Origin of the sequence: Brachybacterium sp. AOP42-C2-15 (assembly GCF_052377065.1) — a bacterium.
Taxonomy (GTDB): Bacteria; Actinomycetota; Actinomycetes; order Actinomycetales; family Dermabacteraceae; genus Brachybacterium.
This window is the reverse complement of sequence record NZ_JBQSWK010000059.1, coordinates 1-13,433: the sequence shown is the minus strand read 5'-3', so window position 1 is coordinate 13,433 and position 13,433 is coordinate 1. Positions and strand designations below refer to the sequence as shown.

The following is a 13,433-nucleotide window of genomic DNA, read 5'->3' as shown; positions in this document are numbered from 1 at the left end:
GCAGAGGGTCGGTCGCACGATGGGCGAGGGAGCGCGTGATGAGCTCGCTCGCCTTGCGCGAACTCGGGCACAGTGAACTCGGCGGTGAGGTCGCCGGGTTGCGCGCCGACCTCGGTCGCGTGGGCAACAACCTCAACCAGATCGCGCGCGCACTAAACGTCGCCGAGCGCGGGGGCCCCGAGGGGCCAAGCACTGCCGAGCTACTCTCAGCCATCGAAGCCACCCGCGCGGAGCTCGCCGAGATCCGCGCATGGACCCGGAGAGCATCGTGATCGCCAAGATCACCCGGGGGGAACGCGTAGGAGACATCGCCGCGTACCTTCACGGCCCGGGGAAGAGCAACGAACACCAGTACGTCAAAGACGGGCAGCGCCACTCAGGAGGCATGGTGATCGCCTCGAACATCGGAGCGGAAGGAGCGACCGATCCCGCCCAATGGGTAGCCGACGTACGACACTCTCAGCGACAGCGCCCCGACATCACCAAGCCGATCTGGCAAGCCTCTCTCCGCGCCGCACCCGGAGATCGAGTGATGGGCGACCAAGAGTGGGCGGACATCGCCTCACGCTTCATGGACGACATGGGCGTAGGAGAGCACCCCTGGGTTGCCGTGCGTCACGGAAAGGACCACATCCACGTCGTCGTCTCGCGCGTCAACGACACCGGCGAGGTGTGGCACGGGCGCAATGATCGCCGGCAAGCACAGAGCGCCTGCACCCGCATCGAGAACCAACACGACCTTGAGCACGCGCCTCGGCGGCGAACCCAGCAGAAAAAGACCGTTACCCAGCAACGTCAGGAGTACCGCGAGGCCGCCGCCGTCACGCCCGAGCAGCGCCGCCTGCGGCGCCTCGTCAAGCAGTTCACTCCTGAGCAGTGGGAGGCCCTCGATCCTGAGGTGCAACGGGTGATGCGCATCAACAGCCGGGAACGTGTGCCAGGCGCACACGTCAGGCCGAGGGACACCCCGCAGGCCAGGAAGCCAAAACGGTCAACACCGGCATCTGATACCAGCACGACCTCCTACCGGCAACGCACAAACCCCCATACCCCCAACCGCAACGAACAGGGGTATGGCCGCTAGAAACCCTCGGCTCGCTCGACCGACAAGCGGAAGTGCGCCGCGCTGGGGCAACTGTCTTCGGTGCAGCAGACCCCGACCGAGTCGTCCCCGACGGCATGAGCACCCCATACCCCCAAAACCCCAATCGTCCATATGGGGATCTAGGGCTTTGATCGGTGTCGTGCCTGTTCAGGGGACAGCGAGAGGAGATCGAGCCAGAGTGCTCGACAGGGAGGAGCTCGCCTCTATCCATGTCGCTAGGTCAGGATCGATGTACCCAGCGAGCTCCTGAAGCTGTACCCGAAGTCGCTCGCAGGGGAGGTTCCAAATCCGGTGATGATGGCCGATGCGGTTACGGAGATCGCGGAGCGCCTCGAGCCGGTCAGCCACCAGTGCACGGTTACGACTCGGCGCGTGAGGGAACGCTCCGGCTAGATCAGGCCAGAGTGAAGACGCGAAGCGTTTGGAGACCAGTTGGTGCCACAGTCCGAGCGATGTCTCGGAGATGATCTGCCCGTGATCAAGCGGCTTGCCGTTGTCGTGGACCCGCTGCCGGGCGCGGTCGATGTCTCGATAGGGCTGCCGATGGCGCGGACGGGCGTTGATGAGGTCGCGACCAAGAGCGCCTGTCGGGTCATCCAGCCAGGAGCCAGGATGGCCAGCGCTCTGGTACCTCATCGTCATGCGCTCATCCAAAGCGTTGCGTACCGCCACCTCGAGATGTCCGAGGTCGGCGAAGAACGCGGCCGCGAGCTGACTGTTCCAGACGTACAGCGCGTGCGCGAGGTCGCGGTCCCCGCCGGCCGCCACGAGGTAGTGATGCAGACGGGCAGAGCTGAAGTGATGCTCAGCGACTTCGTAGCTGCCCTGCTTGCCCACGTCACACATCCCCAGTATCGTCTTCGGTAACACCCCGGAACCGTCCCTGTAACTCCCTTGGGAGTCGATCAGACGGCCGGGGTTTTGTCTTGCCTGTCGCACCGCTTTGGTTGCCAGTAGGCATGAGCGTACGTCGAGCTGTTAGGGCCTCTCAGCGGCGGGCCCACTCCTGAACTGCTTGGCGGATCGCTTCGGAGCGGTTCAAGTGCTCGCGCTCGGCGCGGGCCGTTAAAGCAGCAAGCTCCTCACCAGTGAACCGCACCGGTACCACCCGTGCCGGGGAGCTGCCCCGCGCAGGCCGGCCCCGCTTCTGCAGCTGCTTCACGGCGTAGCCAGCTTCAGCTTCATCGACCCATGCGTCGACCTGCTGTTCAGATACTGCATGGCCCCGAATCGCCCTCATGCCATTAGTGTAATACGTTAATAGAGCGGGTCCGGCTGCTGCCTACCGCCCATATGCACCAAAGACCCATATCCCCATCTCCCCATCCCCCCATCTGGGGGTTCGGGACGGGTCTCCGGTGGCTAGATGCGGGGTTATGGCCGGCGGTAGGCGCCGTATGCGCTCCATCCGTGCATGTAGGGCTGGAGGTCCTCGTGCTTTGCCTCGGTCACCTTCAGTTGGCGTAGCGCGCCGTTGAGTGGGTCGATGGAGATGGCGTGGTGACGGATCCAAGCGGCCCAGCCGCGCGCAGCCTCCTCGTCGCTGGGGCCGAGGGTGGTCGCATGCGCCTCAACGGAGTCTGCGTAGCTGCGCATCCGGGCCGCTTCGTCCGCGTGTGCCAGTTGTTGCTGTAGATGCTCGATGTTGCGCTGGTAAGCGAGCTGGACGAAGGCTTCTTGCTTGACCTCCTCCCATCTCTCTTCGCGGATCGCTCGGCGTCGCGTCTCTTCTTCCCGCTCCCAAGCGTCTTCGGCATCGGCAATGTCTAGGGTTCGCAGCACGGTGGGGAGCTGCTCGTCTAGCGTTTCGTTCTTGGTCTCTCGGGCGCTGGCGATCAGCTTTTCGCCCCAGCGGTCGTGGACGGTGAGCATCAAGCGACCAGAGCCCCCGAAGTGCCGGTTGGTGACCGTGCGCTGCTCCCGCGAGCCGTAGCCGTAGCCGTAGTCCTCGACGAATGCCCGTCCAGGTCGGCCCCTCTCGTCGAGCTCGTAGATCGTGACCACGACCTCTTGGGAGAGCGTGCTGATCAACAGATCAGGCGTTGCGTCCCGCCTGGAGCCACTGGGCCGTTGGGCCGGAACTTTCCACTGCCGTTCCTGCGCTGCGGTGACGAGCCCCTGCAAGATCCGAGCCGCCCGCGGGATCTGGGCTTTGGAGACGTTCTGGCGGTGGGCGCGGAAGGCCTCGACCGCGGCGTGCGGGGAGCGGAGCTGGCTCGGCACCCGGACCGCCGTCGTCGGGATCGTGGCGGGGATGTCGGGCTCGAGGTACGCGGTCACTCCCAACACGGGATCCATGCGGGTCGACTCATGTGCGAGACGCTGTCCTGATGGCAGTAGGCCTTGATCAGCAAGGAGACGCACGATCTGCGAGACGTCGAACTCACTGATTGCCGCGCCGAGATCGAGGCGGCCGCCGGCTGCGATCACGTCCGCTAGGGCGTGTCTCCTTAATGGTGGGTGAGGCTCGCGGGATGATGTCGGGGTGAGTGAGTCGAGGTTCGCGGTCCTGTCGGATCGGCAGTGGGAGCAGATCCAGCCGCATCTGCCCTCGAGCGATGGCCGGCGGGGGCGTCCTTTCCGGAACAGTCGCCAGATCGTCGAGGGCATCATCTACCGGTACCGCACCGGGATCCCCTGGCGGGATCTTCCGCGAGAGCGTTTCGGGCCGTGGCAGACGGTCTGGAAGCGACATCGCCGCTATGCCGCGGACGGCACTTGGGATCACGTCCTCCAGGAGCTCCTCGCCACGGCCGACGCGGCCGGGAAGATCTCCTGGGACGTGTCGGTCGACGCGACGATCACGCGTGCGCATCAGCACGCGAGCAACACGACCCGCCCCGAGCAGGACACGGGGGGCCGGAGCGAATCACAGGCCGCGCGGTGAGGACTTCGTCCACAGTCCTCTGGGTGGTGCGCGCGAACCTGCAGGTCACGGGATCGGTCGGTCGCGAGGAGGGCTGACGACGAAGATCCATGCCGTGGTCGATGGGAACGGACGTCCGCTGGCGGCGGTCGTCACGGGCGGGCAGCGCAACGATGGCGTCATGCTGATCGAGGTACTGGCCGAGATCAGGGTTCCTCGCCCGGGCCGGGGCCGGCCCCGCACTCGCCCCGACAAGGTCCTCGCCGATCGCGCCTACACCTCGAGGATCAACCGCAGGCACCTCGCCCGGCGCGGTATCACGGGCGTGATCCCGCAGAAGCGGGACGAGATCGCTTCCCGCCAGCGCAAAGGCTCCCGGGGCGGGCGGCCGCCTGGGTTCGACGCGGTCGCCTACAAGGGACGCAACGTCGTCGAGCGCTCCTTCGCTCTCGCGAAGCAGTGGCGAGGACTGGCCACCCGCTACGACAAGCTCGCGCTCACCTACCGCGCCGCCGTCGTCCTCGCGGCCTGCATCACCTGGACCAGGATTTAAGAGACATGCCCTAGCGAACAACCTCACTCCGTGGACGACGGAAGCGGCAACTCCGGGTGACCGAGATACCGGTACAGCGTAGACCGGCTGATGCCGTGCTCACGGGCGATTTGGGCTTTGGGGGTGCCGGCGAGGACGGCGTTGCGGACGGAGCGGATTTGGTCGCCCTCGAGGCTGCGGGGCCGGCCCTTGTAGACGCCGCGCTTCTTCGCGGCGGCGATGCCCTCGGCCTGGCGCTGACGGATGAGCTCGCGCTCGAACTGCGCGAAGGCGCCCATCATGTTGAGCTGAAACGCGGCCATCGGGTCCGCGTACCCGGGCTCGAAGGTGAGCCGCTCCTTGAGGAACTCGACGCTCGCGCCCTTCCGGGGCCGCTGCTCAGTGTGCTCGGCAGGGTCGCCGGTGATCTGCTGGACGATGTCGTTGAGGTCGATGACTGAGCGGGCAAGGCGGTCCATGGATGCGACGACGACGTGGTCGCCGCGGCGGACGTGTCGGATGAGCGCCTGTAGCTGCGGGCGGTCCGTCGCGCTCTTGCCGGACTGTCTCTCGGTGAAGATCTGGTCGCACTCCCCCACCGCCTCGCGCTGCCGTGCGAGGTTCTGGCCGGCCGACGACACCCGGAGATACGCAACGCGCTGCCCCGGGGCCCGATGTGTTCCATTCATGTCTAGGACCCTAGCCGAGACATGTGCCAAAACACGGGAATGGACCTTGTGGAACAGCGGCGATGTCTCGGTGCCGGCTGTCGCGTTTGGGTATACCCGAATGGGGCACGATGGCTTTAGTCGAGTGAGTGCATCTGCCGACCTTGGGGCCTACCTCGACCTCTCTCCCAGGACAAGGCTCGCCGGGCCCTCGCGCAGGCTCACAGCTGACCTCCACAACCGTCCGATACGCCTACCCCAGGGAGTGTTGCGTCCAACGGTTCTAGCGCCGCTGTCAGCGTGTTAGAGGTCCTGCTCAGACACCCGGTGTCCCGGGTAGATTCGCACTATGAGAACAGTGAGCAAGTTGACCGTCGTCGGCGCTGGAGCTGTCGGATCGAGCGTGGCCTACGCCGCGATGATTCGTGGGGCCGCCCGCCATATCGCTTTGTACGACATCGCTCCAGAGAAGACTCGCGCGGAGGTCCTGGACCTCGCCCACGGTGCGAAGTTCGTCGGCGCCACCGAGATCAGCGGTGGCAGCGACATCGCCGTCACGGCCGACTCCGACGTCGTGGCAATTACCGCCGGCGCCAAGCAGAAGCCCGGTCAGACCCGTATCGAGCTCGCTGCCACAAATGCCCGCATCATGGGCTCGCTGATGGAGCAGCTGTTGAAGGTCTCGCCCGACGCGGTCTACGTCATTGTCTCCAATCCTTGCGACGTCCTCACCATGCTCGCTAAGGAAGCCAGCGGGCTACCCGCCGAGCGCATCTTCGCCTCCGGCACCACGCTGGACTCCTCCCGCCTGCGCTGGGAGATCGCGCGCCGCGCTGGAGTTTCCGCATCCAGCGTGCACGCCATGATCGTCGGCGAGCACGGTGACACCGAGTTCCCGCTGTGGTCCAGCGCGAGCATCGGCACCGTTCCCCTCCTGGACTGGACGGTCAATGGGGAACGGGTCTTCGAGCAGTCAACTCTCGACCAGATTGCAGTGGATGTCCGCGATGCCGCGTATGCGGTCATCCAGGGGAAGGGCGCGACGAACTACGCGATCGGCTTGTCGAGCACGAGGATCGTCGAGGCGATCCTGAATGACGAGAACGCGATCATCCCTGTCGCGCCGGTGCTCTCGGGCATCCAGGGCCTGGAGGGCATCGCCCTGTCCGTGCCCTGCGTGGTCAACCGCACCGGCGCCCACCCCATCGCAGAGACCCCATTCTCCGACCACGAGCGCGAGCTCCTCCACCGCTCTGCGGCATCGCTGAGCGAGGTCGCGGCCGGCCTGCGCGCCTGACCCCTTCGCCGGGCACGCCACAGTGCACCGGCTCATCCCGGTCTCGTCATGACGGCACGCTCCGCACCGTGCGGGGCAAACCGTCCGGCCCGGCCAGCCGTACCCCTTCCCACCGCCGACCGGGCACCCCGCGTCGGCTCGTCCTGAGGATTCCCTGTGTGGACCCAGCAGATCGATCCGCTCGATAACCTCCTTCTCTCCGGCCTCGTCGCCACACTCCCGATCTTCGTGTTCCTGCTGTGCCTGGTGCTGCTGAAGCTCACCGGGCTGAAGGCCGGACTGATCGCGTTGGCAGTCGAGGTGACCGTCGCCCTCGCAGTGTTCGGCATGCCCGTCCGCGCCGCCGCGGGCGCCGCTCTCGGCGGAGCGCTCACGGCGCTGTGGCCCATCGCCTACATCATCGTGATGGCCGTCTGGCTCTACCGGATCAGCGTCGTCTCCGGACGTTTCGACGTGATCCGAGCTTCGATCAGCGCCGTCTCGGCGGACCAGCGGATCCAGGTGCTGCTGATCGCGTTCGCCTTCGGGGCCTTCCTGGAGGGAGCCGCCGGGTTCGGGGTCCCCATCGCTATTTGCGCGGCCCTTCTGGTACAACTCGGCTTCGGCCCGGTGAGAGCCGCGATGATCGCCCTGGTCGGGAACGTGGCTGCCGGCGCCTACGGCGCTATCGGGGTACCAGTCCTCGTCGGAGCACAGATCACCGGGATGGAGGTCCTGGATCTATCCCGAGCACTGGTGCTTGTGCTGCAACCGCTCACCCTGCTGGTTCCGTTCCTGCTGGTGATGATCATCGATGGAGTGCGGGGGCTACGCGAGACGCTTCCCGCTACCCTCACGGGGACCCTGGTGTTCAGCGCGGTGCAAGCGGGGACCCTGTGGTTCCTCGGCCCTGAGCTCGCTGACCTCGGCGCCGGTCTCAGCGCCATGCTCGCATTGATGGCACTGTGCCGCGTCTGGTCCCCTCGCAGAACCTACCGCGAAGGAGACAGCGCGCCAGCTGCGATGGGACCGCCGACGGCCAAGCAGGTCCTGGTGGCGTGGAGCCCCTTCTACATCCTCACCGGCTTCATCCTGGTGTGGTCCATCCCCCCCGTGAAGGAACTGTTCAGCAGCGGAGCCCTCGCTGTCACCACGCTCGCCCTGCCGATCCCCGGGGTGACCGGTCAGATCACCACCGCAGCCGGGACCGCGGTGGAGACGACCTGGAACCTCTCCATCCTGGGCGCTACCGGAACCGCGATCCTCCTCGCCGTGCTCACGTCGTTCTTCACCACTCCCCAGGTGGACGCGAGAGCGCTGTTCGGTGAGCTGCGCGCCACCTTCACGATGCTCAGCGGCGCCATCGTGCTGATCACGGTGATCCTGGTGCTCGCCAACATCGCCAACTACTCCGGCGGATCAAATGCGATGGGTACCGCCCTGGCCGGCACCGGTCCGGTCTTCCCTCTGATCGCTCCCATTATCGGCTGGATCGGGGTGTTCCTGACGGGCTCGGTGGTCAACAACAACACCCTCTTCGCCCCTCTGCAGGTCGCCACCGCTCAGGGCATCCAGGCTGATCCGGCGCTGCTGGTCGGTGCGAACACCGCCGGTGGAACCACCGCCAAGGTAATCTCCCCGCAGTCGATCGCCATCGCGGCCGGAGCCGTGGGCCTCAATGGCAGGGAGAGCGAGATCATGCGCGCATCGATCGGCTACAGCCTCGCTATGCTCGCAGTGATCTGCAGCTGGAACTTCATCCTGGCCCTGTTGTGAGGGGACAGACGCACAGCGAGGCGCCACGCGCGGCGTCGCGAGGTGCGTCCCGAACTGGGGCACCCCAGCAGGACAGTTACTGAAAGGTCTTTTACGGTTCCCAATAGGGCTCGAAAGTGCACTTTTGCGACACATCTGTCGCACTGGGCATACCCCAGAGTGACAGTAGACGACGGGATCGTGGGTGTGTCTACACTTACGCACCGCGACTTCCACAGAAAAATTAACAACCAGGGGTTCTCGTGCGAAAAGTCCGTGCGGCCATTCTTGCATTCACAGTTGGAGTCGGGCTTCTCGTTAGCTCGACAGTCGCGAACGGGGCGCCCCCCGAACTTGCATTAACAGATGGCGAATCGAACATAAGCGGGCTAGCTGACGGAACAGTAGTCTTCGAAGCTGCGGGCGAAGAGGGCAACTATTGGGTCCCCCCTAGTGCTCAGAATGAGCCTGACGATCAGGGAGGCGGACAGATAACGACCCAGTCGTTGATTCTGCGCGACGGGGTACTTGTATTGTTCTGCGGGGACCCACTAAAGATGCACCACGTACTCGAAAAATTCAAGTCGAAGCACGACAAGACGATCCGCCTCGAGTGCGGAACCAAGAGTGGGTTTGGCTTTAACCACATCAACAAATCACACCCCAAGTCTCAGTGGGTTAAGCAAATGGGTGGAAAAGGGTCTTGGACAGAGTATCAGCAATACCTGATTCGAGCCGCAGTGACGAATCCGAGCAAAGTCACCTCTCAGGCCAATAATAAAAGGTGTTACCACGCCCCAGTGAAGCTATACAAGATGTCGAATGGGAAGCCAAAGTATTGGAAGACGATCGAGCCCTCGGTGATCGTCTCCAAGAACAACAAGCGCGTAATTACCGCAATTCCGTCCACTAAGGGGGTTTGCTAATGGAGAGAGGGTTGCCGCCCATGCTTGTCATGTGGGATTATATTCTCTTCGTAGAGTGGTGCGACCCGGAAGAAGGGCAAGAGGAAGTTGATCCGCTGTTACAATTGTCCCCGGAGGTTGCGGGCGGCTTGCGCGAGTGGGCGGACGCAATGAATCAGGCGTATGCCGATGAGACCCGTGTCACGAATCCGGATCCAGTGATCGCAGACAAGCTCGATCGCCAATTCGACACCCTTGTGCAAAGAATTCGCGAGGAAGGTTTTGATGTGACGCAAGGTGAAAAGTGGTGGCGTGAAAGATGAGTCGTCCGCAATTATCACGGTGGGCGAGAGATGGTCGCGACTGAGCTATTAAGCAAGCGAGGCCGAGGCCGTCGGGTTCGCGACGGATTACCCCGGCGGGGGCGCAATGGGAGGGGTTGGCTGACGAGCCGACCCCTCCCATTTCTGCGGTAATGTGCTCACAATCGCGCCCCTCAGATAGTTGGGAGCGAGTTCAGCGTCAGCTGGTGGTCGACCTGTCAGACCTGGACGACGCGCAGCAGGTGCGACTGCGGGAGGGAGTCGAGGATCTGCTTCGACAGGTCGTCTCCGGGGATGATGCCGACGAGGTGGTGGCGGGCTGGACTGCGGACGCGCTTGAGGAGGCGTTCGCCCGACTGGAGCGCGACGGGGCTCACGTGCAGGCGACAGCCATCCGGGAGGCGTTGAAGAACAACGGCTACATCACTCGCAGGCGCGTCTACAAGATCGGTCGCTACCACGAGGATCGGACGCTGCGGGGCTTCTCGAGGCCGGTCAACCGGATCGTGACGGAGATGAAGACGGACGGCGTGATTCCGGACAGTGCGGCCGACCTGCTGACTTCTAGCTTTCAGAACGGAGTCGTCGCCGATGGGTTCAGCGTTGACGCCCGCCTCGGCACGCTGCTCAACTAGGCACTGGGGGGGTGTCCCTATGTTCCGAGTCAAGCCGCGAGGGCGGCCAGCTCGGGCGTCGCGGCGATGGTGGGTGGCTGGTAGTGGGTGCCGTCGCGGAGCATTGCGAAGATGACGTTGCAGCGGCGGCGGGCCAGGCAGATCACGGCGGCGTTGTGGCGCTTGCCCTCGGCGCGTTTTCGTTCGTAGTAGGCCTTGGAGATCGGGTCGTGGTTCGAGGCGACCCAAGCCGAATAGAACAGCGCGTTCTTCAGCCGCTTGTTGCCCGATCTGGCGGGGAACTCACCGCGGATCGAGGTCCCGGATCTTCGCGTGACCGGCGCGATCCCGGCGTAGGCCGCGAGGTGGCCCGGGGTCTCGAACGCGGTGCCGTCGCCGATATTCAGGAGGATCTGGGCGGCGGTCTTGATGCCGATCCCCGGCATGCTCATCAAGACCGAGGCGAGAGGGAAGTCCTCCAGCATGGCCTCGACCTCCCGTGTCACCGTCGCCCGCTGTTCCTTCAGTTCTTTGACCTGACCAGCAACTCTGGGGATCACGAGCTCCACTGCAGCGGTCGCCGGAACGATGACGGTCTGCTCGCCCAGGGCCCTGAAGATCTGGTCGATCAGCGCCGCTGGGTCCCGGCGCGAGTGGGAGCGGGCGAACCGTAGAACCCTGGCCCGGCCTGCGTTCTTGAGTCCGGTGGGGCCCCCGAACTTCTCCAGCAGGTCCAGGACGAGCCCGGTGGCCAGGCTGCCGCCGACGAAGACCCGTTCGAGTGCGGGATGGATCTGCGTCAGCAGGGACCGGATCCGGTTCAGCGCCCGGGTGGTCTCGTGGGCGAGGTCTTCATCGAAGCCGGCGAGGACCTTCAGCGCGGAGAGGACTTCGCTGTCACGGTCAACCTGCCGCAGCGTGTGGGGCATGGTGCGGGCGGTGTCGGCGATGATGAACGCGTCCCGCGCGTCGGTCTTTGACCTGCCCGGATAGAGGTCTGCGGCCTTCCGCATCGCCAGACCGGGGAGGTAGGCGACGGAGCAGCCGGAGTCTCTGGCGACCGCGATCGGCAATGCTCCGATGGTGTTGGGCTGGTCGACGACCATCAGCACTTCGCCGTGGTTCTGCAGCTGGGTAAACAGCTCGCGGAGCTTGGTCTCGTCCTGCGGGAGCGGTCTGTCGAACAGCTTGTTCCCCGCGGGGTCGAGTGCGCAGGCGTGGTGGGCGGTCTTTCCGACGTCCAGGCCGACGACGACCGCGAATTGTGTATCCATGATGCTGTCCTTCCTTGGAGCATCATTGCTGGTCGCAGTCTTGACACCCGGTGCCGGCACCCACGTTACAAAGAGACCTCAGCAGTGCTGGGCCGTGTCCCTATCAGCGGTCAACGCGTGTCTCTCGACCGGGCGGCAACACCCCCCGGACCATTGATGGCAGGGCAACAAAGCCATACCCGGCCGAGCGACCAGACCCCGTCCATCGGGGTGCTCACAAGGTAACGGGCTAGCCACGGCAACCGTGCAGCGGTCCCGCTACCGGTCCTCCCAACGGGGCTGGGTCAGTGGGTGCTAGATGATCGTCGACAGCTGAAGGTAAGGCTCGCCGTCGACTGAAGCTGCCTCGACCTTCGCTCGAAGTGCGTCCGGAAGCTCGATGCGCCCCTCCAGGATTAGGGCTATGTCCTGCCCGTCGACCAGCACTAGGCGTTGTTCATGGCTCAGCCGGTACAGCTGGGTGACTTCGGAACGGAACCCAGCCATCGAGACGAAGATGCCGCGCGTCGACTCTATGCGGCGACGCACCTTGCCCGTGAGCTGCACGAGATCCGACTCGACCGCGGGCTTGCTACGCCACCGCGCCTCAAGGAGGTACGTGAAGGCCTCGAACTGAACGGCGCCGTCGACCTGGTCCACTTCGGTCTTGTAGGAGCCGGCGAACTCGAGCTCGTACATGCGAAACAGCTCTGCCAGCAGTCGTTCAAAGGCATAGCCGCGGGCCTGCGTGTTCGTCTCCCGGTGCAGGCTGCCGAAGGTAGCGGCCAGGGTCGTCAGTTGTTTCTCCCTCTCGTCGCGCTCCTCAGCTCGACGGGCGGCCTCGTCGCGGCGCACCATCCGCGCCTGCTCGTCAGGGTCGACGAGCAGGCCGTGAGCCTGGGACAGCCGGCGGAGATTATCGAGCGCCTCCTTGCCTGCTCGCTGATCTGCCTGTGCCTCCGGCGCATCGAGATTGGCCAGGGCAGCCACAATGCTCTTCTGAACCTTGAGACCTGGAGCCCCGGCCGAGTCGAGTTCGCCCCAGACTCCACGAATGATCTGATACTTCGAGAGGTGCTCGTACCGACGAACCCCAGCCTCTGAGGCTCCGCTTGTCCGCAAGATTCGCCGCACAGAACGCTTCCAATACAGCGCCTCGCCCGCGACGCGGACTGCCGCTTCGAAGACGGAATGCGGGACGGCTGACATGAGGCCAGTATGCCCGGGGCGGCGGTCCTCGACCGCATGCTGCAGGCGCGAGCCGACAAGATGCACTCAAGAACCGTTAGCGCCGTCGCTCCATAGCGACTGATCCTGCCAGCCGGCGGGAAAGCCCATCTCCTGCGCGCTACGCATCGGCAGGTCGAGAAGCTCCGTCTCGATCAGCTTGCTGACCCGTGCCGCCCACGTGCTGCCGGGGGAGATCGTCGACATCATGTGCGCCGTTAGAAGTAGCGCCCCATACAGGGCGCTGCTTTGCCCTGGTGGCAAGCTCGCGAGCTGCGGGATTGTCCTCAGGGCAACCGTGGAGACGGGGATCGCCTGGTTGTTCCATAGCCGACCGTGGTGAGCGCACACATTCCGCACGATGCAGAACTGCTGGAGCCAGCGGGCCAGGGGGTGTGTTGCTGCCGCTTTCTGTCGCTGCGTGGATCCCTTTATAGCGTCGATGTTTATGTCGACGCCCAGGGCGTTGGCCACCTGCCGCTGATCTGCGCCAGTGAGCCCGTCGTAGAGCAGTGAGAGGTCGCGGAAGTCCAGAACCTCCGTCAGAATCCAGATGGTAATCCCGTCGTACTTGGCTATCTGGTGCTTGACGAACCGGCTGTGCTTGGCGGCACGGTCAACTCGTTCCGTGGCTGTGTCGATCCACTTCGCATGGTCGAACGTCGAGCGGAAACTTTCAAGCTCGGGGAGCGCATACGCCAAAGGGTCAATGGCTCCTAGGTGATCCGAGAGCGCCCGGCGCAGCGCAACCTCTAACCGGCCTAGAGCGTCGAGCACGAGGACTCGCAACTGTCAAGGGACATCGGGATCTCCCTGTGGGCGGACGTTTGATCTCCCTGTTCGCGGACAGTTCATCTCCCTGTCGGCGGTCAGTTGATCTCCCTGCGGGGTTAGGTCAGGGGGACGACG

The 13,433-nt window shown here is 64.6% G+C and carries 14 protein-coding genes; 7 read left to right on the top strand and 7 right to left on the bottom strand.

The window, feature by feature from the left end:
- Positions 1-38: 38 nt before the first annotated feature.
- Both mobC and ACT3SQ_RS18145 read left to right on the top strand, forming a co-directional pair.
- Positions 39-272, top strand: a complete 234-nt coding sequence (gene mobC, locus ACT3SQ_RS18150; protein ID WP_444601543.1) for a plasmid mobilization relaxosome protein MobC — start codon at positions 39-41, stop codon at positions 270-272.
- Complete coding sequence (locus tag ACT3SQ_RS18145; RefSeq protein WP_444502718.1) at positions 269-1,084, top strand: relaxase/mobilization nuclease domain-containing protein; 816 nt, start codon at positions 269-271, stop codon at positions 1,082-1,084. Before mobC ends, ACT3SQ_RS18145 begins: the two co-directional genes overlap by 4 nt.
- Positions 1,085-1,252: 168 nt before the next feature.
- Here ACT3SQ_RS18145 and ACT3SQ_RS18140 read toward each other — a convergent pair whose 3' ends face one another.
- The 3 genes from ACT3SQ_RS18140 to ACT3SQ_RS18130 all read right to left on the bottom strand — a co-directional run bounded on the left by ACT3SQ_RS18140 (position 1,253) and on the right by ACT3SQ_RS18130 (position 3,535).
- The gene (locus ACT3SQ_RS18140; RefSeq protein WP_444502717.1) at positions 1,253-1,942 is read right to left on the bottom strand and encodes a hypothetical protein; all 690 of its coding nucleotides are present in this window, start codon (positions 1,940-1,942) and stop codon (positions 1,253-1,255) included.
- 151 nt (positions 1,943-2,093) lie between these two features.
- Positions 2,094-2,345, bottom strand: a complete 252-nt coding sequence (locus ACT3SQ_RS18135) for a ribbon-helix-helix protein, CopG family (protein ID WP_444502716.1) — start codon at positions 2,343-2,345, stop codon at positions 2,094-2,096.
- Positions 2,346-2,479: 134 nt separating this feature from the next.
- Positions 2,480-3,535 (bottom strand): hypothetical protein, encoded by a 1,056-nt coding sequence (locus ACT3SQ_RS18130; protein WP_444502715.1) that lies wholly within the window; start codon positions 3,533-3,535, stop codon positions 2,480-2,482.
- Between the two features lie 55 nt (positions 3,536-3,590).
- Here ACT3SQ_RS18130 and ACT3SQ_RS18125 point away from each other — a divergent pair.
- A protein-coding gene (locus tag ACT3SQ_RS18125) for an IS5 family transposase (RefSeq protein WP_197408445.1) occupies positions 3,591-4,524 on the top strand; the annotation gives its coding sequence in 2 pieces (ribosomal slippage) (positions 3,591-3,959 and positions 3,961-4,524; 933 coding nt in all).
- 23 nt (positions 4,525-4,547) lie between these two features.
- Here the strand turns inward: ACT3SQ_RS18125 and ACT3SQ_RS18120 are convergent.
- Positions 4,548-5,192: a recombinase family protein gene (locus ACT3SQ_RS18120; RefSeq protein ID WP_444502713.1), complete on the bottom strand. Its 645-nt coding sequence runs from the start codon at positions 5,190-5,192 to the stop codon at positions 4,548-4,550.
- Between the two features lie 328 nt (positions 5,193-5,520).
- Here ACT3SQ_RS18120 and ACT3SQ_RS18115 point away from each other — a divergent pair, with 328 nt between their 5' ends.
- From ACT3SQ_RS18115 to ACT3SQ_RS18100, 4 genes are all read left to right on the top strand, one after another.
- Positions 5,521-6,468, top strand: coding sequence for an L-lactate dehydrogenase (locus ACT3SQ_RS18115; protein WP_444601542.1), 948 nt, complete (start codon positions 5,521-5,523; stop codon positions 6,466-6,468).
- Between the two features lie 156 nt (positions 6,469-6,624).
- A complete protein-coding gene (locus tag ACT3SQ_RS18110; protein WP_444601541.1) occupies positions 6,625-8,223 on the top strand; it encodes an L-lactate permease in 1,599 nt (532 codons plus the stop codon).
- 925 nt (positions 8,224-9,148) lie between these two features.
- A complete protein-coding gene (locus ACT3SQ_RS18105) occupies positions 9,149-9,430 on the top strand; it encodes a hypothetical protein (protein ID WP_444599890.1) in 282 nt (93 codons plus the stop codon).
- 206 nt (positions 9,431-9,636) lie between these two features.
- Positions 9,637-10,065 carry a hypothetical protein gene (locus tag ACT3SQ_RS18100; protein WP_443353240.1) on the top strand — a complete coding sequence of 143 codons (429 nt, stop codon included), beginning with the start codon at positions 9,637-9,639 and terminating at the stop codon, positions 10,063-10,065.
- A gap of 29 nt (positions 10,066-10,094) precedes the next feature.
- On the opposite strand, the gene ACT3SQ_RS18095 is transcribed toward ACT3SQ_RS18100, so the two are convergent.
- The 3 genes from ACT3SQ_RS18095 to ACT3SQ_RS18085 form a co-directional block, all read right to left on the bottom strand.
- Positions 10,095-11,318 carry an IS110 family transposase gene (locus tag ACT3SQ_RS18095; protein ID WP_444502876.1) on the bottom strand — a complete coding sequence of 408 codons (1,224 nt, stop codon included), beginning with the start codon at positions 11,316-11,318 and terminating at the stop codon, positions 10,095-10,097.
- Between the two features lie 294 nt (positions 11,319-11,612).
- A complete protein-coding gene (locus tag ACT3SQ_RS18090) occupies positions 11,613-12,506 on the bottom strand; it encodes a restriction endonuclease (protein WP_444601540.1) in 894 nt (297 codons plus the stop codon).
- A gap of 66 nt (positions 12,507-12,572) precedes the next feature.
- Entirely contained in the window at positions 12,573-13,313 is a 741-nt protein-coding gene (locus tag ACT3SQ_RS18085; RefSeq protein ID WP_444601539.1) for an Abi family protein, read from the bottom strand.
- Between the last annotated feature and the right edge of the window lie 120 nt (positions 13,314-13,433).

What these genes read in the sequence shown, in the direction of transcription:
- mobC (WP_444601543.1), top strand. Translation starts at nt 39, where the DNA reads ATGAGCTCGCTCGCCTTGCGCGAACTCGGGCACAGTGAACTCGGCGGT.
- ACT3SQ_RS18135 (WP_444502716.1), bottom strand. Translation starts at nt 2,345, where the DNA reads ATGAGGGCGATTCGGGGCCATGCAGTATCTGAACAGCAGGTCGACGCA.
- ACT3SQ_RS18120 (WP_444502713.1), bottom strand. Translation starts at nt 5,192, where the DNA reads ATGAATGGAACACATCGGGCCCCGGGGCAGCGCGTTGCGTATCTCCGG.
- ACT3SQ_RS18115 (WP_444601542.1), top strand. Translation starts at nt 5,521, where the DNA reads ATGAGAACAGTGAGCAAGTTGACCGTCGTCGGCGCTGGAGCTGTCGGA.
- ACT3SQ_RS18105 (WP_444599890.1), top strand. Translation starts at nt 9,149, where the DNA reads ATGCTTGTCATGTGGGATTATATTCTCTTCGTAGAGTGGTGCGACCCG.
- ACT3SQ_RS18095 (WP_444502876.1), bottom strand. Translation starts at nt 11,318, where the DNA reads ATGGATACACAATTCGCGGTCGTCGTCGGCCTGGACGTCGGAAAGACC.
- ACT3SQ_RS18090 (WP_444601540.1), bottom strand. Translation starts at nt 12,506, where the DNA reads ATGTCAGCCGTCCCGCATTCCGTCTTCGAAGCGGCAGTCCGCGTCGCG.